At 51.4% G+C, this 23,411-nt stretch carries 21 protein-coding genes; 8 read left to right on the forward strand and 13 right to left on the reverse strand.

Annotated features, from left to right (window positions below; genetic code table 11):
- Positions 1-13: 13 nt before the first annotated feature.
- The 4 genes from FDX19_RS24610 to dapA all read right to left on the reverse strand — a co-directional run bounded on the left by FDX19_RS24610 (position 14) and on the right by dapA (position 3,765).
- Positions 14-880, reverse strand: a complete 867-nt coding sequence (locus tag FDX19_RS24610; protein ID WP_137384766.1) for a neutral zinc metallopeptidase — start codon at positions 878-880, stop codon at positions 14-16.
- A 130-nt stretch (positions 881-1,010) separates the two neighbouring features.
- Positions 1,011-1,724 carry a phosphoribosylaminoimidazolesuccinocarboxamide synthase gene (purC, locus tag FDX19_RS24615; protein WP_003835086.1) on the reverse strand — a complete coding sequence of 238 codons (714 nt, stop codon included), beginning with the start codon at positions 1,722-1,724 and terminating at the stop codon, positions 1,011-1,013.
- A gap of 111 nt (positions 1,725-1,835) precedes the next feature.
- Entirely contained in the window at positions 1,836-2,870 is a 1,035-nt protein-coding gene (gene bamC / locus FDX19_RS24620) for an outer membrane protein assembly factor BamC (RefSeq protein ID WP_048210947.1), read from the reverse strand.
- Positions 2,871-2,886: 16 nt separating this feature from the next.
- Positions 2,887-3,765 carry a 4-hydroxy-tetrahydrodipicolinate synthase gene (dapA, locus tag FDX19_RS24625; RefSeq protein WP_137384767.1) on the reverse strand — a complete coding sequence of 293 codons (879 nt, stop codon included), beginning with the start codon at positions 3,763-3,765 and terminating at the stop codon, positions 2,887-2,889.
- Positions 3,766-3,910: 145 nt separating this feature from the next.
- On the opposite strand from dapA, the gene FDX19_RS24630 reads away from it, so the two are divergent.
- Both FDX19_RS24630 and bcp read left to right on the forward strand, forming a co-directional pair.
- Entirely contained in the window at positions 3,911-4,483 is a 573-nt protein-coding gene (locus tag FDX19_RS24630; RefSeq protein ID WP_005121884.1) for a glycine cleavage system transcriptional repressor, read from the forward strand.
- On the forward strand, positions 4,483-4,953 hold the full coding sequence (gene bcp, locus FDX19_RS24635) for a thioredoxin-dependent thiol peroxidase (RefSeq protein WP_137384768.1): 471 nt from the start codon (positions 4,483-4,485) through the stop codon (positions 4,951-4,953). Before FDX19_RS24630 ends, bcp begins: the two co-directional genes overlap by 1 nt.
- A gap of 107 nt (positions 4,954-5,060) precedes the next feature.
- On the opposite strand, the gene iadA is transcribed toward bcp, so the two are convergent.
- The 4 genes from iadA to FDX19_RS24655 form a co-directional block, all read right to left on the reverse strand.
- Complete coding sequence (gene iadA / locus FDX19_RS24640; RefSeq protein ID WP_137384769.1) at positions 5,061-6,224, reverse strand: beta-aspartyl-peptidase; 1,164 nt, start codon at positions 6,222-6,224, stop codon at positions 5,061-5,063.
- An 11-nt stretch (positions 6,225-6,235) separates the two neighbouring features.
- Positions 6,236-6,697 carry a YjiG family protein gene (locus tag FDX19_RS24645; RefSeq protein WP_137384770.1) on the reverse strand — a complete coding sequence of 154 codons (462 nt, stop codon included), beginning with the start codon at positions 6,695-6,697 and terminating at the stop codon, positions 6,236-6,238.
- Between the two features lies 1 nt (position 6,698).
- On the reverse strand, positions 6,699-7,358 hold the full coding sequence (locus FDX19_RS24650) for a nucleoside recognition domain-containing protein (RefSeq protein WP_137384771.1): 660 nt from the start codon (positions 7,356-7,358) through the stop codon (positions 6,699-6,701).
- Between the two features lie 167 nt (positions 7,359-7,525).
- On the reverse strand, positions 7,526-8,590 hold the full coding sequence (locus FDX19_RS24655; protein WP_005121878.1) for an AI-2E family transporter: 1,065 nt from the start codon (positions 8,588-8,590) through the stop codon (positions 7,526-7,528).
- A gap of 226 nt (positions 8,591-8,816) precedes the next feature.
- On the opposite strand from FDX19_RS24655, the gene bepA reads away from it, so the two are divergent.
- Together bepA and arsC are read left to right on the forward strand one after the other, a co-directional pair.
- Positions 8,817-10,280: a beta-barrel assembly-enhancing protease gene (gene bepA, locus FDX19_RS24660; protein ID WP_137384772.1), complete on the forward strand. Its 1,464-nt coding sequence runs from the start codon at positions 8,817-8,819 to the stop codon at positions 10,278-10,280.
- Positions 10,281-10,291: 11 nt separating this feature from the next.
- Entirely contained in the window at positions 10,292-10,651 is a 360-nt protein-coding gene (gene arsC, locus FDX19_RS24665) for an arsenate reductase (glutaredoxin) (RefSeq protein ID WP_137384773.1), read from the forward strand.
- 34 nt (positions 10,652-10,685) lie between these two features.
- Here the strand turns inward: arsC and FDX19_RS24670 are convergent, their stop codons facing one another.
- The 4 genes from FDX19_RS24670 to FDX19_RS24685 form a co-directional block, all read right to left on the reverse strand.
- Positions 10,686-11,387, reverse strand: coding sequence for a DnaA inactivator Hda (locus FDX19_RS24670; protein ID WP_211924219.1), 702 nt, complete (start codon positions 11,385-11,387; stop codon positions 10,686-10,688).
- Positions 11,388-11,482: 95 nt separating this feature from the next.
- Positions 11,483-12,772 carry a uracil permease gene (gene uraA, locus FDX19_RS24675; RefSeq protein WP_016157119.1) on the reverse strand — a complete coding sequence of 430 codons (1,290 nt, stop codon included), beginning with the start codon at positions 12,770-12,772 and terminating at the stop codon, positions 11,483-11,485.
- A gap of 96 nt (positions 12,773-12,868) precedes the next feature.
- Positions 12,869-13,495, reverse strand: coding sequence for a uracil phosphoribosyltransferase (upp, locus tag FDX19_RS24680; protein WP_137384774.1), 627 nt, complete (start codon positions 13,493-13,495; stop codon positions 12,869-12,871).
- Between the two features lie 183 nt (positions 13,496-13,678).
- A complete protein-coding gene (locus tag FDX19_RS24685) occupies positions 13,679-15,109 on the reverse strand; it encodes a 6-phospho-beta-glucosidase (protein ID WP_137384775.1) in 1,431 nt (476 codons plus the stop codon).
- A gap of 294 nt (positions 15,110-15,403) precedes the next feature.
- On the opposite strand from FDX19_RS24685, the gene purM reads away from it, so the two are divergent.
- From purM to ppx, 4 genes are all read left to right on the forward strand, one after another.
- Positions 15,404-16,441 carry a phosphoribosylformylglycinamidine cyclo-ligase gene (gene purM / locus FDX19_RS24690; protein ID WP_137384776.1) on the forward strand — a complete coding sequence of 346 codons (1,038 nt, stop codon included), beginning with the start codon at positions 15,404-15,406 and terminating at the stop codon, positions 16,439-16,441.
- A complete protein-coding gene (purN, locus tag FDX19_RS24695) occupies positions 16,438-17,079 on the forward strand; it encodes a phosphoribosylglycinamide formyltransferase (RefSeq protein ID WP_137384777.1) in 642 nt (213 codons plus the stop codon). Before purM ends, purN begins: the two co-directional genes overlap by 4 nt.
- A gap of 215 nt (positions 17,080-17,294) precedes the next feature.
- Positions 17,295-19,361, forward strand: a complete 2,067-nt coding sequence (gene ppk1, locus FDX19_RS24700; RefSeq protein ID WP_137384778.1) for a polyphosphate kinase 1 — start codon at positions 17,295-17,297, stop codon at positions 19,359-19,361.
- 4 nt (positions 19,362-19,365) lie between these two features.
- Positions 19,366-20,907, forward strand: a complete 1,542-nt coding sequence (ppx, locus tag FDX19_RS24705) for an exopolyphosphatase (protein WP_137384779.1) — start codon at positions 19,366-19,368, stop codon at positions 20,905-20,907.
- Here ppx and FDX19_RS24710 read toward each other — a convergent pair.
- Positions 20,887-23,157 carry a sensor domain-containing phosphodiesterase gene (locus FDX19_RS24710; protein WP_137384780.1) on the reverse strand — a complete coding sequence of 757 codons (2,271 nt, stop codon included), beginning with the start codon at positions 23,155-23,157 and terminating at the stop codon, positions 20,887-20,889. The two genes, ppx and FDX19_RS24710, sit on opposite strands and share 21 nt — an antisense overlap.
- Between the last annotated feature and the right edge of the window lie 254 nt (positions 23,158-23,411).

Here is a 23,411-nt window from a genome sequence, read left to right on the forward strand (position 1 = left end):
CTGCCTCAATATCTTAAATGCCTTTGCCAAAGGTATTACATTGTCCCGGATCGCCACTGTCAAAGCCGCGTTTAAACCAGGTGTAACGTTGCTGCGAGGTGCCGTGAGTAAAGCTATCGGGCACAACGCGCCCTTGCCCTTGCTGTTGCAAACGATCATCACCAATGGCCTGAGCAGCGTTTAGCGCCTCTTGCAGATCGCCGGATTCAAGTACACCCTGCTGCTGCATACTGTGTCCCCAGACACCCGCAAAGCAATCCGCCTGCAGCTCCATACGAACGGAAAGGCGATTCACTTCGGCCTGAGAGGCATTCTGCTGCATCTGGCGAACTTTCGGTTCAATACCCAGCAGTTTCTGCACATGGTGGCCCACTTCGTGCGCGATGACATATCCCTGAGCAAAATCGCCATCAGCGCCCAGCTTATTTTTCATGTCATCATAGAAGGAAAGATCGATATATACCGTGCCGTCCGCCGGGCAATAAAACGGGCCCATCACGGACTGGCCCGCACCGCAGCCGGTACGCGTCGCGCCACGATACATCACCAGCTTCGGCTGTTGATAGGTGCGCCCCATTTTTTCAAACTGCTGACCCCAGGTATCTTCGGTCGTTGCCAGTATCACTGAGGTAAATTTTGCGGCTTCATCATCATTTGGGCTGATGGAGCGCGTGGTTTGCTGTTGCGAAACAGGCTGGCCGGTCATCAGTCCGGTGAGATCCACGCCATAATAGCCCGCGACAAGCACCACAATCAGCAGAATGATACCGCCTTTACCACTCGGCAAACGAAAACCAGGGCCGCCCATAGAAGGACCACCGCCTGCGCTATTTCGTCTGTCTTCCACATTGTCACTTTCACGACGCCCTTGCCAGCGCATAGTCACCTCAACTTTTTATTCATTATGTTGATGATCGTAGGCGGTTCGGAACAGGATTACCATAAGAAACAGTAATCAAAATCGGGGGGGATTGATGAGCCGGAGAGCGATCGCCGGCTCAGGGGGAGGATTAGTCTAACTTCACACCCAGACGATGCGCGACAGCTTCATAGGCTTCGATCAGGCCGCCCAGACTCTGACGGAAGCGATCTTTGTCCATTTTATCCAGCGTTTCTTTGTCCCACAGACGGCTACCGTCCGGTGAGAATTCGTCGCCCAGCACCACTTCGCCTTTGTACAAGCCAAACTCAAGTTTGAAGTCGACCAGAATCAGGCCTGCGTCATCGAACATCTTTTTCAGCACGTCGTTGGCTTTGTAGGTCAGCTCTTTCATACGTGCCAGATTCTCTTTGCTCACCCAACCAAAAGTTTCGCAATAGGAATCGTTAATCATTGGATCGTGCATAGCATCATTTTTCAGGAACAGATCAAACAGCGGCGGATTCAGTTCAATACCTTCCTCAACGCCTAAACGCTTAACCAGTGAGCCTGCCGCGCGGTTACGTACCACACATTCAACCGGTACCATCTCCAGTTTTTTCACCAGACATTCGGTATCGGAAAGCAGTCGCTCCATCTGGGTAGGAATGCCCGCTTCTTGCAGTTTAGTCATAATGAAATGGTTGAACTTGTTGTTCACCATGCCTTTACGGTCAAACTGTTCAATGCGTGCGCCATCCCCTGCTGACGTATCATTGCGGAATTCGAGCACCAACAGGTCCGGGTTTTCCGTGCTGTATACGGTCTTCGCTTTACCACGATACAACTCAGCTTGCTTTTGCATCTTTATTACTCCTGGGTGTGAATTAACGATAAATATTGCGTTTTTCTGCCGACGCACACGTTTGCGTATCATATCAGAAAAAAAGGGCTGGAGTTATCCAGCCCTTTATTTTTACTTACTGAACGCTGCCTGGAAGACGGCGACCAGCGCGTCGTTCTGGCTTTGCGTCAGGGTATGCCCTTTCGGATCGATAAACTGCAAACTACTGCGGTTGTCTAAATCACCGACCTGCAGTTTGTAGTCGCCGGATACCAGACCCGGATCGCTTGCGCCCAGCTCCTGCCAGTTACTGTCTGACAGTGGTTTGTAAGTCACAGCGATGCTGCCCTGAGAACGGGTGCTGTCGGTCACTTTCATGCCCACTTTTTCCAGCGCTGCCGGCAGACGCTGCCACACCACGTTGAACGGTCCACGTACCACCAGCATCGGTAAACCGGTGTCATCTGCAGCACTCTGAACGTCCATCGTCGCGGCAGAACGGTTCTGCGCGGCATTCGCGGCGTCAGTGGCGTTCTTATCCAGACCCGCAGAGATAACGTTCATCATCTCAGCGCTATAGCGCTGCATTGATGCCGCATCGGCTACCGGTTTACCCGCCTGCTCGAGGTTAATCAGTTTCACCGTCACCGCCTGCTGATAGCCCTGCGGTTTAACCGAGATTTGATAACGTCCACGGTACTGTTCGTCTTCATCCAGACGGTTCCAGTCAACCCAATCAGTGGTTAGTGTCTGGCTGGCATCATCACGTTTCGCGATGGTATAGTTTTTAGACTGAACAACGCTCACGACCTGCGGCCACAGCGTATTGCCACGACCATTTTCCACCAACAATGTCGCTGTATCGCCCGCGATCTGAGTACGGGCACCAGTAACTAATGCTAACGGCTGAGCCGGTGGGCGAATATCCAGCGCTTTACCCACGGCACCGCTGCCGTTGGTTACCGGGATGTTATAGTCGCCGGTCATCACCGGCAGAATCATCCCAGCTGGCGCGTGAAGCTCAGCAAGCGGTGCGGCCTCCAGATAGGATTCATCACCGCTCACCTGGCGCTTATAGCGCGAGTCAGAACTACAGGCCGCGAGCAACATAACAAGCGAAACACCCGCAACCTTGGCCAGGCGCGACTTTTGTACTGAGTAAGCCATCAAATCTCCCTAAACTTTACAGCAAACCGGCATGCTTAAGCGCCGCTTTGACGATATCACGAGCATTGTCCGTAATTGGCGTCATCGGCAAACGTAGCGTATCGGTCGCCACAAGTCCCAACTCCTTACATGCCCATTTCACTGGGATAGGATTGGGTTCGACAAATAGTTTGTTGTGTAACGGCATCAGACGTTGGTTGATCACCCACGCCTCGGCAAAATGCCCTTCTGCCGCCAGTTTGCACATTTCGGCCATATCGCGTGCCGCAACGTTAGCCGTTACGGAAATCACGCCATGACCACCAAGCTGCATGAAGTCCAGTCCGGTCGCATCATCACCGCTAAGCAGAATAAAATCGTCTGAAACCAGCTCTTTGATCTGGTGAACACGACTTAAGTTCCCTGTGGCCTCTTTGATAGCGACAATATTTTTTACCTTCGCCAGGCGACCAACGGTTTCCGGCAGCATATCGCAGCCAGTACGGGACGGCACATTATACAGAATTTGCGGCAGGTCAGTATGTTCCGCGATGGCTTTGAAATGCTGGAACAAACCTTCCTGAGTTGGGCGGTTGTAATAAGGCGTCACCGTCAGGCAGCCGACAACACCGCTGTCGTTAAAACGCTGCGTCAGACTAATGCCTTCTGCGGTCGCATTGGCGCCGGTTCCGGCAATAACCGGAATACGCCCATCGGCCAGCTCCAGCGTCATCATTACCACATCGCCATGTTCATCATGACTCAGGGTAGCGGACTCACCGGTGGTGCCAACCGAAACGATCGCCGAGGTGCCGCTGGCGACATGATAATCAATCAGTTTTTTCAGGCTCGACCGGCAGACTTTACCTTTCTCATCCATCGGCGTAATAAGCGCGACAATACTTCCCGTGAACATGGGCCATCCTCTGTGCAAACAAGTGTCTCAATGGTACGTTTGGTACGACAATAAAAGCAAGCGACCATAGCCCTTCTGATTGTTGTATGCATGTTTTTTTTATGCTTTCCTTATGATTACCTCACCGCTCAAAGGAAGAACAGGTTTGACATCGCCATCGCAACACTATCTGGTCATTACTGCGCTGGGTGCTGACCGCCCAGGAATTGTGAACACCATCACGCGTCATGTCAGCAGTTGCGGCTGTAATATCGAAGACAGCCGACTGGCCATGCTGGGTGATGAGTTCACGTTTATCATGTTGCTGTCGGGCACCTGGAATGCCATCACCCTGATTGAATCAACCTTGCCATTGAAGGGTGCAGAGCTGGATTTACTGATCGTGATGAAGCGTACGACCGCGCGTCCCCGCCCGGCGATGCCCGCCACGGTATGGGTACAGGTCGATGTCCCCGACTCGCCTCATTTGATTGAACGCTTTACCGCCCTTTTTGACAGCCACCAAATGAATATTGCGGAACTGGTTTCGCGCACACAGCCGGCAGAAAACGGCAAGGCTGCACAGTTGTTTATTCAAATTACCGCACATAGTCCTGCGTCACATGATTCGGCAAATATTGAGGATGCGTTTAAAGCACTCTGTACAGAACTCAATGCGCAAGGCAGTATTAACGTCGTCAATTACTCACAGCATGATGAACAGGATGGAGTTAAGTAATGAACCCACTGAAAGCCGGTGATATCGCACCGAAATTTAGCTTGCCGGATCAAGACGGAGAACAAGTAAATTTAACCGACTTCCAGGGACAGCGTGTTCTGGTTTATTTCTACCCGAAAGCCATGACGCCCGGCTGTACCGTTCAGGCCTGTGGCTTGCGCGATAACATGGATCAGTTAAAAAAAGCCGGTGTTGAGGTGCTGGGGATAAGCACCGATAAACCAGAAAAGCTTTCCCGATTTGCGGAGAAAGAAGTGCTTAACTTCACGCTCCTGTCTGATGAAGATCATCAGGTTTGCGAGCAGTTTGGCGTCTGGGGTGAAAAGTCATTTATGGGTAAGACCTACGATGGCATCCACCGCATCAGCTTCCTGATTGATGCCGAAGGCAAAATTGAACATGTGTTTGATGATTTCAAAACCAGCAATCACCACGACATCGTGCTGAACTGGGTTCTGGAAAACGCCTGATCGTGAAATGCCGGATGGCGGCGTGAACGCCTTATCCGGCCTACAAATGCACGCACGTAGGCCGGATAAGACGCTTTAGCGTCGCCATCCGGCAGATAACCGCCCGGTTACTCAAACGTCCCTTTAACGCACGCCTTTTTCTCTTTCACCACGGCTTTCCCCTTCGCCCACAGGTCATTCACTTCCAGCGCGTCGTTCAGCACCAGAATGTCCGCATCGCATCCCACCGCCAGACGCCCTTTATGCGCAAACCCAAGAAACTCCGCGACTGTGCGTGTAAGCGGGCATAGCGCCTGCTCCAGCGGTATCGCATGAATATGCACCAGTTGACGCAGCGTTTCCGCAAGTGATTCAAATCCTGCGACGCCAATCCCTGTCAGATTACCGGACGCATCAAATTCCGGTTGGCTACCGTTGCCATCTGAGCTCAGGGTAATACGCGATAGCGGCACTTCGTGGCGCAACGCTGTAGCAATCGCCGTTGCCGGATCAACAGGCTCATCAATACTGCTGGTGATATCGATATAACCGCCTTTGCGGGCATACTCCAGCGCTGCCTGAAACAACGGTTCCGCACGATTAACATGCGTTGGCAACAGTTTGGTCATCGGCACATCGCAACACGCCAGAATTTTATACAGCGGTTCCAGCATGCGTGGACTGTCCCCCATATGAAATACGCTAATCCCGGGTTTTTGCCCTAATAACCCACCAACACGCGACTGCGCCGCCATGTTCGCCAGCGCCGTTGTATTCGGAGCGGAGGATCGATGATCCGAAACTGCGCATTTCACGCCAATCACTTTGTCAATCAGCGCGACATCGCGGTCAATACTGCCGGTTATCGTAGGTGAAGGTAGAGAATATGCCCCGGTGAGCATCCAGGCGCTGATCCCCTCACATTCCAGCGCACGAGTTTTCGCCAGCAACGACTCAGGATGACGGGTAATCCCGTCCGTTCCCAACAATCCCACAACGGAAGTGATACCGGCTTCAACCAGTCGCGACAAGCGCACTTCCGGCGTGCGGGTATGTGGCCCTGCCTCTCCGCCGCCGCCAATCAGATGGACGTGTTGGTCGATAAAGCCAGGACAAACAATTGCCCCGTCAAGATTGATGCACTCACAGCCGGGAAAATCTTCTGCCGCGATAGACGGGACGATGGCGACAATTTTACCGCCAGAAACCAGAATATCCTGTTGGCCTAAATCTTCAGGTGCGTATACGTGTCCATGCTGGAACAACGTCAAATTAAGAATGGAACAGTTCATAACCTTCCTTGTCAGGCAATAACCTGCATAACCCAAATAGAGAGCAGCGCATTAATCACACAGACTGCAATAATCAGCGGGTAGTAGCGAGGATGGACTCCCGCCGTTCCCAGACAACGTCCCACATTTTGTACCGGATTCCCCATCAGGTAGATAGCCGGTAGCAATACCGTAGCATCATGTCCTGAAAGCGTACCGGCGACAACCAGGCTTGCACAAACGCCGACGCCGCCTCCCATACTCATCACCGCCGCCAGCAGCACGGTGGCAGACTCCCCCGGCAGCCCCCACAACGCCATGACCGGTTCACATACCCTGCCTACGATGTCGAGTAACCCCGTCACCTTCAGCGCCTGAATAATCACAAACGCCATCACCACGTTAGGTAACAAGCTGGTCGTGGCAATAGTAAACCCGCGTCGTGCGCCGTCGATAAACATATCCATGACATTTTTACGTACGTGTGTTGTCATCTCAGTCCTCCTGCTGCATACGGCGATGTTCAAGCTGTGCGATCCACAACCGCAGCAGGTTCGCCCCTACAAACTTGAAGACAAGGATCACCGCCAGCGGCGTGATTACCGGTACGGTGACCATCGTAAACAGGGCTGCGCCTGACGAAAAATAGTTAGTGATGCACGCGCTACCGCTGGTTTGCCAACAGGCAAAGATGGCGCGTTCTTGCTCGGTAATGATCCCCTCTTCGGCCATTTCCTTGGTCATCCCGGCCGCCGCATCGGTATTTTGTAAATTCGCGATCAGCGCCAACGAGCACACACCCGGGATACCGAGTAAAGGTCGCAGAACAGGCGTCATCAGCTGTTGTGCCGCACGCAGCCCTCCAAGCCCTTCGGTTACAGAAATAATCCCGAGAGAAAGAATGACGGAAGGTGCCAATTCAAGCGCGAATAAAAAGCCATCTTTTGCCCCCATACCGCCCGTACCGCGAAAAGAGACCGCCGTGTCGCCCGCCGCATTAATCTGCCCAAATGCGCCGTTGAGGACGGTAAAGTCAAATACCCGCCACCATTCGGTACTTTTCGCAAACATGCCGGAAAAAAGGACAATTGTGATAAAAAAAGCGAGATAGCCGCCCCATCCCACTTTTTGTTGCGCGTGTATGTTGTGACCCATTGAATTCTCCTGTTGGTCTTATTCCTTGCGTGACGAAAAAAGCATCACGAGGGCCAAGTTAAAGACAAACGTGGAGAAAAACGATACCGGAGGACATTATTCAGAAAGTGTGGATAGAGGTCAGACAAGTTCAGTTCCGACAGCATGGTGCCGTCGGAACTGATGGATTAGCGATCGTCAACCGTCTGACCATCCGGCCAGGCATGGACCACTGCTTTGATTAACGTCGCCAGCGGAATGGCAAAGAAAACGCCCCAGAATCCCCACAGGCCGCCGAAAATAACTACCGACAGAATAATCACCAATGGATGCAGGTTTACGGCTTCGGAGAAGAGTACGGGAACCAGCAGATTGCCGTCCAGCGCCTGGATTATCAGGTACACGGCGAAACAGCTCCAGAACTCCGTGCCGAGTCCGAACTGAAACAACGCCACACCAACGACCGGAATAGTCACCACAAACGCGCCGATGTACGGGATGAGCACAGAGAACCCCACCAGCACCGCCAGCAGCAGAGAGTAGTTAAGGCCAAACATCAGGAAGCCCAGCCAGGTTGCCACACCGACCACCACCATCTCCAGTACTTTACCGCGGATATAGTTGGTGATTTGCTGGTTCATTTCTTTCCAGACCTGTCCCGCCAGTCCACGATTTCGCGGTAGCACCCGGCGCACAGCATTCAACATCTGGCTTTTATCCTTCACCAAAAAAAACACCATCAGTGGGACAAGCACCAGATACACCGCCAGCGTCAACAACCCAACCAGAGAAGCCAGCGAATATTTCACCACTGAATCGCCCATGGTGAGCATCCGGGAACGCATATTCTCAGCCATCGCATCAATGATGCCCGCATCCATCAGCGCCGGATAACGTCGCGGTAAGGTGGCGGCAAAGTCAGACAACTTGTTGAGCATGCCAGGCATATCGCGGATCAAATAGATGCCTTGCTGCCATGCGACAGGCATTACCACAAACGCCATCAGCAGCAAAATTCCGACAAACACCACCAGCACAATTGACGTCGCCCAGCGCCGCGAGCAACCGATATTTTCCAGCCGGGCGGTAGGCCACTCCAGCAAATAAGCCAGCACAATCGCGACCAGCAGCGGCGCTAGCAGACCGCTAAAGAAGAACAGGATGCCAAAACCGGCAACCAGAATAATCAGCAAAGCAATAGCCTCTGGGTCGCTAAAGCGGCGGCGATACCATTGCGTCAACATTTCGAGCATAAAACCTTCCCTGAACCTCAATAGCGGGATTGCGATCCCGAATTGTATCGAAATGTCACAAAAAAGACTTCGCTTTTTATGGCTGATTACGCAAAGTGAAAAGACATTTTTCCTGGGTGTTCATCGTCAGGTTTCGCAGTTACACTCGCTAAGCTTGCGGAGTGTGAACGATACTTCACGGCATTGGTCAAATGGCTATCTCAAAAAAGAATACAGGACAGAGGTTATGTTCAGGCAGTTGAAAAAAAACCTGGTTGCTACCCTCATTGCTGCACTGACCGTCGGTCAGGTCGCGCCCGCATTTGCTGACACTGCGGATACCCTACCTGATATGGGAACCTCGGCAGGGAGTACGCTTTCTATTGGACAAGAAATGCAGATGGGCGATTATTACGTTCGCCAGCTGCGCGGTAGTGCGCCGTTAATTAACGATCCGCTGCTAACCCAATATATTAATGCGCTGGGGATGCGCCTGGTTTCGCATGCAGATTCCGTAAAAACGCCCTTCACTTTCTTTTTAATTAACAACGATGAAATAAACGCCTTCGCTTTTTTTGGCGGCAACGTTGTATTGCACTCAGCGCTGTTCCGCTATTCCGATAACGAAAGCCAACTGGCATCGGTAATGGCGCACGAAATTTCTCACGTCACGCAGCGCCACCTGGCGCGAGCGATGGAAGATCAGAAACGTAGCGCACCGCTGACATGGGTTGGCGCGTTAGGCTCGATTTTATTAGCGATGGCCAGCCCGCAGGCAGGGATGGCGGCGCTAACCGGTACGCTGGCGGGTACTCGCCAGGGGATGATTAGCTTTACTCAGCAGAACGAACAGGAAGCAGACCGCATCGGTATTCAGGTGTTGCAACGTTCAGGATTCGATCCCCAGGCCATGCCAACATTCCTGGAGAAACTGCTCGATCAGGCCCGTTACTCTACACGTCCCCCGGAAATTCTTCTGACTCACCCCCTGCCAGAAAGCCGTCTGGCGGATGCGCGTAACCGCGCCAACCAGATGCGCCCGGTCGTCGTGCAATCTTCAGAAGATTTCTATTTGGCCAAAGCGCGCACCCTGGGCATGTACAATTCAGGCCGCAACCAGTTAACCAGCGATCTACTGGATAACTGGTCGAAAGGCAACGTGCGCGAACAGCGCGCTGCGCAGTACGGTCGGGCGCTGCAAGCGATGGAAACCAGTAAATACGACGAAGCACGTAAAGCGCTACAGCCGCTGCTGGCGGCAGATCCGAATAATGCCTGGTATCTCGACCTGGCAACAGACATCGATCTCGGCCAGAAGAAAACCAGCGATGCCATTAATCACCTGAAAAATGCTCGTGACCTGCGCGTGAATCCAGTATTGCAGCTCAACCTGGCAAATGCGTATTTGCAAGGTGGACAAGCGAAAGAGGCGGCCACCATCCTGAATCGCTATACGTTTAACCATAAAGATGACACTAACGGCTGGGATCTGTTGGCGCAAACGGAAGCGAACCTGAATAACCGCGATCAGGAGCTGGCCGCGCGTGCTGAAGGGTATGCGCTGGCGGGCCGTCTTGATCAGGCGATCTCGATGCTCAGCAGCGCAAGCTCCCAGGTGAAACTGGGTAGCCAGCAGCAGGCCAGATACGATGCCCGTATCGACCAGCTACGCCAGTTGCAAGAGCGCTTTAAACCGTATACGAAAATGTAACAGGAAGAAAAATGTCAGACGCGATTAAAATTTACCATAACCCACGCTGCTCAAAGAGCCGTGAAACGCTGGAATTACTAAAGTCTAACGGTGTAGAGCCAGAAGTCGTGCTCTATCTGGAAACCCCGGCTGATGCAGCGACACTGCGTGAATTGCTGAAGATGCTGGGCATGTCCAGCGCTCGCGAACTGATGCGTCAGAAAGAAGATCTCTACAAATCGCTCAACCTGGCGGACAGCAGTTTGAGTGAAGATGCGCTGATTCAGGCGATGGTCGAAAACCCGAAGCTGATGGAGCGCCCGATTGTGGTAGCGAAAGGTCAGGCGCGGATTGGTCGCCCACCTGAGCAAGTGCTGGAAATCGTCGGTTAATATTAAGACTGCCGCAGTTTTTCGGCTGCGGCACTTACAGCTTCAAAATTTCTTTTACGAAGGGAATCGTCAGCTTGCGCTGTGCGGTGATCGAAGCATGGTCCAGTTGATCCAGCGTCATAAACAGCGTACGCATTTCGCGATCCAGACGCTTTAGCAGGAAGCGTCCCACATCTTCCGGCAGTTCGAACCCGCGTAATCTGGCACGCAATTGCAAAGCCTGTAGCTTGTCTTCATCGGAAAGCGGCTGAAGCTTGTAGATTTGCCCCCAGTCCAGACGAGAAGCCAGATCCGGCAGTCCCAGATTAAGCTGCCTTGGCGGACGATCACCGGTTATCAACAGGCGCGTTTTCCCTGATTCCAGGATGCGGTTGTAGAGATCAAAGATCGCCATTTCCCACAGCGAATCGCCGGCCACACATTCGATGTTATCGATGCAAACCAACGATAAATGCTCCATACCATCGAGCACCTCGGGGACGAACCAGGTTCGTTTATCGAGCGGCACATACCCTACTGCATCACCGCGTGCAGACAGTTCTGCACAGGCCGCATGCAGCAAATGACTACGGCCAGCGCCTTCACGCGACCAAAGATAAATGTACCCGCTATGTTCCTGACGCAGCACGTTTTGCAGTGCAGCCAGTAAAGAGGAGTTATCCCCCGGCCAGAAACTTGCGAAGGTTTCATCGTCAGGAAGATAAAGTGGCAGAGAGAGCTGTGCCGGTGTGTTCAGAGATACCTCAACCCAGGATTTCATAAAATCGAGATGAGTTTAACACAGAAATACGTCGTGATAGAACCGGGCAGCACTGCCGCCCGGTCAGAGATTTACTGTTGCGGACTGTCGGCATCTTCTGCGTCAAGCACAACTTCTTCCGGGCGCAGCAGACTGATGACCTTGAAAATCAGGCTCAGGCAGACACCAACAATGGTCGCCAGCGCCATGCCTTTCAGCTCTGCGGCACCAATGTGAACTTTCGCGCCACTTACGCCGATGATCAAAATAACCGAGGTCAGGATCAGATTTTGCGCTTTGTTGTAGTCAACTTTCGACTCGATCAATACGCGAATACCGGAAGCGCCGATGACGCCGTACAGCAGCAACGATACACCGCCCATGACAGGCAGTGGGATGATTTGGATCGCCGCCGCCAGTTTACCCACGCAGGAGAGCAGAATGGCAAAAATCGCCGCGCCGCCGATAACCCAGGTACTGTAAACGCGGGTAATCGCCATTACGCCAATATTTTCGCCGTACGTGGTGTTCGGCGTTGAGCCGAAGAAACCGGAGATCACCGTCGACAGACCGTTGGCAAACATCGAGCGGTGCAGGCCAGGGTCACGAATCAGATCTTTTTTCACAATGTTGGCCGTGACGACCAGGTGGCCTACGTGTTCGGCGATAACGACTAATGCCGCAGGCAGGATGGTTAGAATGGCAACCCATTCAAAGCGCGGTGTGTAGAACGTCGGCAGAGCAAACCAGTGCGCTTGGGCAATGGGTGTGGTGTCCACAACGCCCATCACAAAGGAAAGCGCGTAGCCGGCCAGTACACCAATCAGAATCGGGATAATCGCCATAAAACCGCGGAACAGCACAGAGCCAAATACCGTTACGGCCAGCGTCACCATTGAGATGATGATGGTTTTCGAGTCGGGTAATTGCCCTTCAGCAGGCAACAATCCCGCCATGCCCGCAGCAACGCCCGCCAGCTCCAGACCGATAACGGCAACGATTGCGCCCATCGCGGCAGGCGGGAACATCACATCCAGCCAGCCGGTGCCGGCTTTCTTCACGATGAAAGAAACCAGGCAGAACAGTACGCCGCACATAATAAAACCGCCCAGCGCCACTTCATACCCTAACGGCAGCAGCAACAGTACCGGGGAGATAAACGCAAAGCTGGAACCCAGATAGGCTGGAATTTTACCTTTGCAAATGAAGAGATACAGCAACGTACCAATGCCGTTAAACAGCAGGACGGTAGCCGGGTTGATATGAAACAGGACTGGCACCAGTACCGTTGCACCAAACATGGCGAACAGGTGCTGCAAACTAAGCGGGATTGTCTGTAAAAGCGGCGGTCTTTCACTCACCCCGATAGCACGGCGCGTCATAGTGTTTTCCTCTGAGTATTGTGTGTTAGTAGCGATTGGGTTGTTTTATTCAAAAAAAAGCCGACTCTTAAAGTCGGCTTCTTTTTATTTATTCATTTACTTGGTACCAAAAATCTTATCGCCGGCATCGCCGAGTCCCGGAATAATGTATCCCTGCTCGTTCAGCCCCTGGTCGATAGATGCGGTGTACAGCTCAACATCCGGGTGTGCTTTTTCCAGTGCCGCAATACCTTCTGGCGCTGCAACCAGGACCAGTACTTTAATGCTGGTGCAGCCTGCATTCTTCAGCAGGTCGATGGTCGCGATAACGGAACCACCGGTTGCCAGCATCGGGTCAACGATCAGCGCCATGCGCTCATCGATGTTAGAAACCAGTTTCTGGAAATACGGAACCGGCTCCAGCGTCTCTTCGTTACGGTACATCCCCACCACGCTGATACGCGCGCTCGGAACGTTCTCCAGTACGCCTTCCATCATACCCAGGCCCGCACGCAGGATGGGGACAACGGTGATTTTTTTACCTTTGATTTGGTCTACTTCAACCGGGCCGTTCCAGCCTTCAATGGTCACCTTTTCGGTTTCCAGACCTGCAGTTGCTTCATAAGTCAGCAGGCTGCCAACTTCCGAGGCGAGTTCACGAAAGCGTTTAGTGCTGATGTCGTTTTCACGCATCAGTCCCAGCTTGTGTTTGACGAGTGGGTGTTTGACTTCCACGATCTTCATACTCTTCTCCTTTCCTCAGACGAGTGGCAACCACAAAAAAAATCGCCGGATTATACCGCTTTTCGTCTCTGGCGCAACACTGGATACGCTTGATATGGATCAACCAAAGTCATTTACGTCTGGAAGATGAGTATAAAACAAGCCCCGCAACATGGGCGGGGCTTAATATCAATGCACTGAATTTTATAGAGATTCAGCGTTACTCCGAATGACATTTTGATACCATGAAAAAGATATCTTAGGAGAACGTGCTAATGTCCCGCTACCGTCATTATTTTTATCGACATAAATAAATCCGTAGCGTTTTTTCATTTCTCCGGTTCCCGCTGACACTAAATCAATACAGCCCCATGGCGTGTAGCCCATAAGATCCACGCCATCTTCCACCACCGCTTTTTTCATCTCACGGATGTGAGCTGCCAGGTAGTCGATGCGGTACCGATCGTTCACCGTGCCGTCACTTTCCTGTACGTCAATCGCGCCAAACCCGTTTTCAACAATAAACAGCGGCAGTTGATAATGATCCCAGAACCAGTTCAGCGAATAGCGCAGACCAACGGGATCAATCTGCCAGCCCCAGTCTGATTTCTGCACGTACGGGTTGGAAACCAGGCTTTTCGATTCGTCGTAATCCAACTGCGGGTTATCTGCCGTAGCCTGCGTCGCGAAGGACATATAGTAGCTAAAGCCGATATAGTCGACGCAGCCCTGAGCCAGTATTTGTCGGTCTTCTTCGGTAATATCGAGTTCGAAGCCGCGGCGCGCAAAGTAGTTCAACAGATGCTGCGGATACTTGCCCCGTACGTGAACGTCGGTAAACCAATATCGACGGTGCATCGCGTTCATTGCCATCATCATATCGTCTGGCGCACAGGTCAGTGGATAAACAGGACACATAGCAATCATGCACCCAACCTGCAATGCCGGGTTGATTTCATGTGCAACCTTTACTGCCAGCGCGCTCGCCACCAGTTCATAGTGCGCCGCCTGGTACATGACCGGTTCGCGGTCTTCACCCGGCTGATACTTAAGGCCGGAGTTGGTAAACGGAGCAAAATCTTCGTGGAAGTTAGCCTGGTTGTTGATTTCATTAAACGTCATCCAGTACTTCACTTTATGCTGGTAGCGAGTGAAAACCACTCTGGCAAAACGGACAAAGAAATCGATCAGCTTACGATTACGCCAGCCACCGTATTCCGTCACCAGGTGATACGGCATCTCGAAATGCGACAGTGTAATCACCGGTTCAATGCCATACTTCAGACATTCATCAAAGAGATCGTCGTAGAATTGCAATCCGGCTTCATTGGGCTGTGCTTCATCGCCCTGCGGGAAAATACGCGTCCACGCAATGGAGGTACGAAAGCACTTAAAGCCCATTTCGGCAAACAGCTTAATATCATCTTGATAGCGATGATAAAAATCGATGGCCTCGTGGTTAGGGTAATTTTTACCTGCCACCACGCCATCGGTAATTTCACGCGCAACCCCATGGGCCCCAGCCGTCATCACATCGGCAACGCTAATCCCCTTTCCGCCCGCCTGCCAGCCGCCTTCCAGTTGATGAGCGGCCACAGCACCGCCCCACATAAAATCTGCTTTAAACCCAGACATACGTTTCCCCTATCGTGATTGCACTGTTCAAACGCACCCGATGTGGCACGCAACAGAAAACAGAAACCGGTTTCAGTACGATACTGTGCATTCAGCAGGCAGGTTTCAAGCACAAGGCTGAACCCGGTTTCATTTTCGTGGCGCAGTTCAAACAAATAGATAAACGACTGTAAAATGCTGAAATACTCAACAGATAAAAGTCAATGCATAGCAGGCTCGCAAACGTTTGCTTTCCCTGTTAGAATTGCGCCGAATTTAATTGCTACCGCAAGTTAACGCGTGGGGACCCAAGCAGTGACCGATAAAACCTCTCTTAGCTACAAAGATGCCGGTGTTGATATTGACGCGGGTAATGCTCTGGTTGATCGAATCAAAGGCGTAGTAAAGAAAACTCGTCGCCCGGAAGTGATGGGTGGTCTGGGTGGCTTCGGTGCGCTGTGCGCATTGCCGCAAAAATATCGTGAACCGGTACTGGTTTCCGGCACTGATGGCGTAGGGACAAAACTGCGTCTGGCGATGGATCTGAAACGCCACGATACCATCGGCATTGACCTCGTGGCGATGTGTGTGAACGACCTCGTGGTTCAGGGCGCTGAACCGCTGTTTTTCCTCGACTACTATGCAACGGGTAAACTGGATGTGGACACCGCAGCCAGCGTAATCAACGGCATTGCCGAAGGTTGCCTGCAGTCTGGCTGTGCGTTGGTTGGTGGCGAAACTGCTGAAATGCCTGGGATGTATCACGGCGAAGATTACGACGTGGCAGGTTTCTGCGTTGGCGTCGTCGAAAAATCAGAGATTATCGACGGTTCAAAAGTGGCTGACGGTGACGTACTGATTGCACTCGGTTCCAGTGGCCCGCACTCCAACGGCTACTCCCTGGTACGTAAAATTGTTGAAGTCAGCGGTTGCGACCCAGAAACCACCGAGCTTGAAGGTAAGCCGCTGGCGGACCATTTACTGGCGCCGACACGCATTTATGTGAAATCCATTCTGGAACTGATCGAGAAGGTTGATGTGCATGCTATCGCGCACCTGACCGGCGGCGGTTTCTGGGAAAATATTCCGCGCGTTCTGCCAGACAACACGCAGGCCGTGATCGACGAATCCTCATGGCAGTGGCCGGCCGTCTTCAACTGGCTGCAAACAGCGGGTAACGTCAGTCAGCACGAGATGTACCGCACCTTCAACTGTGGGGTCGGCATGGTCATTGCCCTGCCGGAATCCGAAGTAGAAAGTGCACTCGCGCTGCTGAATGCAAAAGGGGAAAACGCCTGGAAAATCGGTATCATCAAAGCGTCTGATTCCGAACAGCGTGTGGTCATTGAATGAAAAACATTGTGGTGCTCATTTCCGGCAACGGAAGCAATTTGCAGGCAATAATCGATGCCTGCAAACAGAAAAAAATCAGTGGCACCCTACGTGCAGTATTCAGCAACAAGGCCGATGCGTTCGGCCTTGTTCGCGCGCGAGAGGAAAATATTCCGGCACATTCCCTGGAAGCAAGCCACTTTGCCAGCCGCGAAGCATTCGACCGCCAGCTGATTCAGGAAATTGATGCCTATGCGCCAGATGTCGTCGTGCTGGCTGGCTATATGCGCATCCTCAGCCCGGCATTTGTCGCTCACTATTCTGAACGACTGCTGAATATCCATCCCTCTTTATTACCCAAGTATCCTGGCTTGCATACCCATCGTCAGGTGCTGGAAAACGGGGATGAAGAACACGGCACCTCCGTCCATTTCGTCACCGATGAACTGGACGGTGGACCGGTTATTCTCCAGGCCAAAGTGCCGGTATTTGCAGGCGATAGCGAAGATGATATTACTGCCCGGGTTCAGGCGCAGGAACATGCGATTTACCCGCTGGTCGTCAGTTGGTTTACCGACGGCCGCCTGAAAATGCGCGATAACGCAGCATGGCTGGACGGCGTTCGTCTGCCGCCACAAGGCTACGCCGCCGACGAATAATAAAAAACCAACCTGTAAACCGGATTTCAGCATCCGGTTTACAGGCATCAATACCTTTTCCGGCAAACATCGCCGGTATTCATCTACGCTCCCCCTTTCTCTTTGCTATCAGACGGTTTATTGTCATATTTTTCTGGCACAGTTGGACATCTGAGAGCAATGCTCGCCATAATAAATCGGTAGTGTCCCGTGAATGAAACGGAGTAAAAGTGGTAATGGGTCAGGAAAAGCTATATATCGAGAAAGAACTCAGCTGGTTAGCGTTCAACGAACGTGTGCTCCAGGAGGCAGCTGATAAATCAAACCCGTTGATCGAACGGATGCGTTTCTTAGGCATCTATTCCAATAATCTTGACGAGTTTTACAAGGTACGTTTTGCCGAACTGAAGCGCCGTATCATTATTAGCGAAGAACAGGGTTCAAACTCTCACTCCCGCCATCTGTTAGGCAAAATCCAGGCCCGCGTATTAAAAGCCGATCAGGAATTTGACGGCCTGTACAACGAATTACTGCTGGAGATGGCACGCAACCAGATCTTCTTGATCAACGAACGCCAGTTGTCAGTCAATCAGCAGAGCTGGTTACGCCACTACTTCAAGCAATATCTGCGTCAGCACATTACGCCGATCCTGATTAACCGCGAGACGGATTTAGTCCAGTTTTTAAAAGACGATTACACTTATCTGGCCGTGGAAATTATCCGCGGAGATACGATCCGTTACGCTTTGCTGGAAATTCCATCCGATAAGGTTCCTCGCTTTGTGAATTTGCCGCCGGAAACCCCGCGCCGTCGCAAACCGATGATCCTGCTGGACAACATTTTGCGTTATTGCCTTGATGACATTTTCAAAGGGTTCTTTGATTACGATGCGCTGAATGCCTATTCGATGAAAATGACCCGCGACGCCGAGTACGATTTGGTGCATGAGATGGAATCGAGCCTGATGGAGCTCATGTCTTCCAGCCTGAAACAACGTCTGACCGCAGAGCCTGTACGTTTTGTTTATCAGCGCGATATGCCCAATGCGCTGGTTGAAGTACTGCGTGAAAAGCTGACTATTTCTCGCTACGACTCCATTGTCCCCGGCGGGCGTTATCATAACTTCAAAGACTTTATTAACTTTCCCAACGTTGGCAAAGCTAACCTGGTGAACAAACCCCTGCCGCGTCTGCGCCATATCTGGTTCGATAACGAGAAGTTTCGCAACGGCTTTGATGCCGTACGTGAACGCGATGTGTTGCTTTATTATCCGTATCACACCTTTGAACACGTTCTTGAACTGCTGCGTCAGGCCTCATTCGACCCGAGCGTGCTGGCGATAAAAATCAACATCTACCGTGTGGCAAAAGATTCGCGCATCATCGACTCGATGATCCATGCCGCGCATAACGGCAAAAAAGTGACCGTGGTGGTGGAACTGCAGGCACGCTTCGATGAAGAGGCCAATATTCATTGGGCTAAGCGCCTTACCGAAGCGGGGGTTCACGTCATCTTCTCCGCGCCAGGGCTGAAAATTCACGCCAAGCTGTTCCTGATTTCACGTAAAGAAGGCGATGAAGTCGTGCGCTATGCACATATCGGCACCGGGAACTTCAACGAAAAAACAGCGCGCCTGTATACCGACTACTCGTTGCTGACTGCCGATTCACGCATTACCAACGAAGTCCGTCGGGTGTTTAACTTCATCGAAAACCCGTATCGCCCGGTAACGTTCGATTATCTTCTGGTTTCTCCGCAGAACTCACGGCGTCTGCTGTACAGCATGATCGACAAAGAGATCGCTAATGCGCAGCAAGGGCTGCCCTCTGGCATTACCCTGAAGCTGAATAATCTGGTCGATAAAGGGCTGGTTGACCGCCTGTATGCGGCTTCATGTTCAGGTGTCCCCGTTAATTTATTGATCCGCGGTATGTGCTCACTGATCCCGAATCTGGAAGGCATCAGCGACAATATTCGCGTCATCAGCATTGTTGACCGCTATCTCGAACATGACCGGGTCTATATCTTCGAGAACGGGGGCGATAAGCAGGTGTATCTCTCCTCTGCTGACTGGATGACCAGAAACATCGATTATCGTATTGAAGTTGCCACTCCGCTTCTTGACCCACGCCTTAAGCAGCGCGTGCTGGATATTATCGATATCCTGTTCAGCGACACGGTGAAAGCCCGCTTTATTGATAAAGAACTGAGTAATCGCTACGTACCGCGCGGAAACCGCCGTAAGGTTCAGTCACAATTAGCGATTTACGACTACATCAAATCACTCGAGCAACCTGACTAACTCTATGCCAATACACGACAAGTCTCCACGACCGCAGGAATTTGCTGCGGTCGACCTTGGTTCAAACAGTTTCCATATGGTCATTGCCCGCGTGGTTGATGGCGCAATGCAAATTATCGGGCGACTGAAACAACGCGTACATCTGGCGGACGGCCTTGGCGCGGACAACAAGCTAAGCGAAGAAGCGATGGAACGCGGCTTAAGCTGTTTGTCACTTTTCGCTGAACGTCTGCAGGGGTTTCCTCCCTCCAGCGTCTGCATCGTGGGAACCCATACTTTGCGCCAGGCGCTAAATGCGACCGATTTTCTTAAGCGAGCAGAAAAGGTCATCCCCTACCCGATCGAAATAATTTCCGGTAACGAAGAAGCCCGACTGATTTTTATGGGCGTGGAGCATACCCAGCCAGAAAAAGGCCGTAAGCTGGTTATCGACATTGGTGGTGGTTCGACTGAACTGGTGATCGGTGAAGATTTCGAGCCTAAACTGGTCGAAAGTCGCCGTATGGGTTGCGTCAGTTTTGCCCAGATGTACTTTCCGGGTGGTGCGATCAGCCGGGAAAACTTTCAGCGCGCCCGTATGGCGGCGGCGCAAAAGCTGGAAACGCTCACCTGGCAATTTCGAATTCAGGGCTGGAACGTTGCTCTGGGAGCTTCAGGCACCATCAAAGCCGCCCATGAAGTGCTGCTGGAAATGGGTGAGAAAGATGGTTTTATCACCCCTGAACGTCTCGACAAGCTAACAACTGAAGTCCTGAAGCATGCTTCCTTTGAGGCACTCAGCATGCCGGGGCTGTCAGAAGAACGAAAGGCTGTTTTTGTTCCCGGTCTGGCAATACTGTGCGGTGTTTTTGATGCCCTCGCTATCCGCGAACTTCGACTTTCCGATGGCGCGCTGCGTGAAGGCGTACTGTATGAGATGGAAGGCCGTTTTCGCCACCAGGATGTTCGGAGCCGTACCGCCAGCAGTCTGGCAAACCAGTACAATATCGACAGCGAACAGGCCCGACGCGTACTGGAAACGACCATGCAGATGTACGATCAATGGCATACGCAGCAACCTAAACTGGCAAACCCGCAGTTGGAAGCGTTGCTCCGGTGGGCGGCGATGCTGCATGAAGTCGGGCTGAACATCAACCACAGCGGACTGCATCGCCACTCGGCTTATATTCTGCAAAACAGTGACCTGCCAGGTTTCAACCAGGAGCAACAGCTGATGATGGCGACCCTGGTTCGCTACCATCGTAAAGCGGTTAAACTGGATGATTTACCCCGCTTTACGCTGTTCAAGAAAAAGCAGTTCCTGCCGCTAATTCAGCTACTGCGACTTGGGGTATTGCTCAACAACCAGCGCCAGGCAACCACTACGCCGCCGACGCTCACGTTGATTACCGACGATAACCACTGGACGCTACGCTTCCCGCACGACTGGTTTAGCCAGAACGCGCTGGTGCTGCTCGATCTGGAAAAAGAGCAGCAATACTGGGAAGCCGTAACCGGCTGGCGACTCAAAATTGAAGAAGAAAGCTCACCCGATATCGCCGCATAAGCTCTCAGCAGGTGCCAGCTCATCTGGCACCTGCTCATCCAGCGCTTCATTCAGCGGCTGCGGTTTACCAATCAGATAGCCTTGCAAATAATCAATCCCCAGCGAAATCACCGCACTGCGTATTTCTTCGCTTTCAACATACTCCGCGACCACCAACATTTTTTTCATCCGCGCCAGGTGACAAATCGAGGCCACAATTTGATAGTCGAGACTATTTGAGACAACATTACGGATAAAGCTTCCGTCAATCTTCAGGATGTCGGCACTCACATTTTTCAACCGTGCATAGCTGGCATAGCCGGTACCAAAATCATCGATCGCAATCTGACAGCCCAATGATTGTAGCTGCAGTAACGTTGCCTGAGCCTGCTCCGCATTGGTTAACGCATTGCTTTCCGTGACCTCAAAAATCAGCTGCCATGCTTCAACCTTGTACTTAGCCAGTAACTGGTTGATGTCATGCGGAAGTCGGGCACGGCATACCGACGTAGGTGATAAGTTAATCGCAAACCGACGAGCGGGCATTTTTTCCCGATTCAGCGCCATAAATTTCAGCGTATTTTCAATGACCCACAGATCAATGCTGGATGACAATCCAAACTCATGGGCTACCGGTAAGAAATTATCAGGCGCAATCGTTTCACCTTCATCGCCCTGAAGACGCAGCAGGATTTCATGATAAACATCGCCCCGCACGCCAAAAATCGGCTGCGCCATCAGGAAAAAATGATCGTGCTCCAGCGCCTGCTGCAAACGGTTCATCATCGCCACTTTATCTTTCAGGTCACGCTGCAGGTGCATCACGCCCCGGCGCTGCAAATTCTCTGGCGCATTGGTCGCCAGAGAAAGCTCGGCAATGGTGCTTAGCTCTCCCAGTAACAAATAGATGTGGTTAACAGGAGAACGGACATAGCAAAAACTGATCCCCACCTGCGGCTGTAAAGCCATGCCATCCCAACTAAAACGGAACTGCTTAATATGCCTGTCCAGCGCTTCAATGCGCTCCTGATGCGACTCAGTGTTAAAACGCAGGACTAAATCATTACCCGATAGCTGATAGACATGCTCATCCTGTTCCAGCAGCGGCGTAATCCACTGGGCAAGTTTTTGCTTGTACTGGATGCGCAGCATAATGCCGTAATTTTTTACCAACAGTTCCATGCCAGGCACACGCAAAAAGCAGAGCACTGACCATGGCGCATTTTTTAAATCCCGGTTCAACGCGCGCAAATTTGGAATATTCACCATGGGGTCAAAGAAGGCCAAACGATGATTGCGCCGGGTAACAAACCGTTGACGCGTTGCCAGTACGGCAATGAAATTCACAATGAAGGAGAAAACCAGGTAACTTGATGAAGTAATGGCAAGTTGAGTATCGTAGCCCGAATACCAGGGCATATAGCGCTGATAATAATGTATTGCGGTAATAAGTACGACAGACCATATCAGCGAAATAAATCTATACCCGTAACGCATTGCTCCCCAAAGCATAACGGGTAGCAACAGTGACAGAGTATAATTTGTGCTAAATATTGAGCTTTGTTCATTTAACGGCATACACAGCATTGCCATAAGTGCGGCCAATATAACCAGCCAGATCGCAAATTCTGTTTTGGTGACTTTGGTATCAAACTGCTGCTTTAACTGAGAAAAATAGCCTCTCACATGCAAAGGGTTGCGGATCGTTCGAATAATAAAATAGCACAGTGGAACCCCAACCAGATTCCCGACCAGCATGGTCTGATAGTTGATCAATGTGCCTGTATTGAAGGGCATAACCCCCACCATACCTGATTTGCTCTCGTATACGCCAACAAACGCGGCAAACTGGAAGAGTAGCAGAAACAGCGTCGCCGGACAGAACACTTGCCAAAACATGCGCTGGAACATCAGATGGGAATCGCCGTGGGAAACATTGTTTCGTCGAGGAGAAAATACCTTATACCCTCCCCAACTAAGCACGATGGTAACTATAAAGTGCGAAATTATTGAGAGTGTTTCAAATAGTCCAACCTGCGGATATTTGTACCAAACAATGGAAATGATAATTCCGGGTAATGCCGCCCAGCCAAAAAACAGCATCAGGCTAATCATCAGCGCTAAAGGCAGGTAGAAAAGAACTACGGTCCCGGTACTAATATGGGCATAGGTGTTGGCAGTGCTCAATATAGGCAACAGTAAAGAAGGCAAGATGAGGGGTAACGCCCACCATCTATCTCTCATACCAATATAATTTTTATTGAGTTTCATAGATGCTCAGTAGAATCCCACACATCCTGTAGGGGGTATTCAGACAGGCATCCCACCTGACGTTAAAACGATAAAGTAAAATACATCACAATGATTCATCAATTTTAGTTGTCAGCAAAGAGGGACGATTGATACATATCAAAAAAAAAGTCACTCATTAATCAATTATTACTCTTTTCATTATTTTTTATCGTTATCTCATTATTCATGCAAATAATAATATTAATTTCCATAACATAAATGGATAAAACAAC

This window comes from Citrobacter sp. wls619, from assembly GCF_005281345.1.
GTDB lineage: Bacteria > Pseudomonadota > Gammaproteobacteria > Enterobacterales > Enterobacteriaceae > Citrobacter.

What these genes read in the sequence shown, in the direction of transcription:
- FDX19_RS24610 (WP_137384766.1), bottom strand. Translation starts at nt 880, where the DNA reads ATGCGCTGGCAAGGGCGTCGTGAAAGTGACAATGTGGAAGACAGACGA.
- purC (WP_003835086.1), bottom strand. Translation starts at nt 1,724, where the DNA reads ATGCAAAAGCAAGCTGAGTTGTATCGTGGTAAAGCGAAGACCGTATAC.
- bamC (WP_048210947.1), bottom strand. Translation starts at nt 2,870, where the DNA reads ATGGCTTACTCAGTACAAAAGTCGCGCCTGGCCAAGGTTGCGGGTGTT.
- dapA (WP_137384767.1), bottom strand. Translation starts at nt 3,765, where the DNA reads ATGTTCACGGGAAGTATTGTCGCGCTTATTACGCCGATGGATGAGAAA.
- bcp (WP_137384768.1), top strand. Translation starts at nt 4,483, where the DNA reads ATGAACCCACTGAAAGCCGGTGATATCGCACCGAAATTTAGCTTGCCG.
- iadA (WP_137384769.1), bottom strand. Translation starts at nt 6,224, where the DNA reads ATGAACTGTTCCATTCTTAATTTGACGTTGTTCCAGCATGGACACGTA.
- FDX19_RS24645 (WP_137384770.1), bottom strand. Translation starts at nt 6,697, where the DNA reads ATGACAACACACGTACGTAAAAATGTCATGGATATGTTTATCGACGGC.
- FDX19_RS24650 (WP_137384771.1), bottom strand. Translation starts at nt 7,358, where the DNA reads ATGGGTCACAACATACACGCGCAACAAAAAGTGGGATGGGGCGGCTAT.
- FDX19_RS24655 (WP_005121878.1), bottom strand. Translation starts at nt 8,590, where the DNA reads ATGCTCGAAATGTTGACGCAATGGTATCGCCGCCGCTTTAGCGACCCA.
- bepA (WP_137384772.1), top strand. Translation starts at nt 8,817, where the DNA reads ATGTTCAGGCAGTTGAAAAAAAACCTGGTTGCTACCCTCATTGCTGCA.
- arsC (WP_137384773.1), top strand. Translation starts at nt 10,292, where the DNA reads ATGTCAGACGCGATTAAAATTTACCATAACCCACGCTGCTCAAAGAGC.
- uraA (WP_016157119.1), bottom strand. Translation starts at nt 12,772, where the DNA reads ATGACGCGCCGTGCTATCGGGGTGAGTGAAAGACCGCCGCTTTTACAG.
- upp (WP_137384774.1), bottom strand. Translation starts at nt 13,495, where the DNA reads ATGAAGATCGTGGAAGTCAAACACCCACTCGTCAAACACAAGCTGGGA.
- FDX19_RS24685 (WP_137384775.1), bottom strand. Translation starts at nt 15,109, where the DNA reads ATGTCTGGGTTTAAAGCAGATTTTATGTGGGGCGGTGCTGTGGCCGCT.
- purN (WP_137384777.1), top strand. Translation starts at nt 16,438, where the DNA reads ATGAAAAACATTGTGGTGCTCATTTCCGGCAACGGAAGCAATTTGCAG.
- ppk1 (WP_137384778.1), top strand. Translation starts at nt 17,295, where the DNA reads ATGGGTCAGGAAAAGCTATATATCGAGAAAGAACTCAGCTGGTTAGCG.
- ppx (WP_137384779.1), top strand. Translation starts at nt 19,366, where the DNA reads ATGCCAATACACGACAAGTCTCCACGACCGCAGGAATTTGCTGCGGTC.
- FDX19_RS24710 (WP_137384780.1), bottom strand. Translation starts at nt 23,157, where the DNA reads ATGAAACTCAATAAAAATTATATTGGTATGAGAGATAGATGGTGGGCG.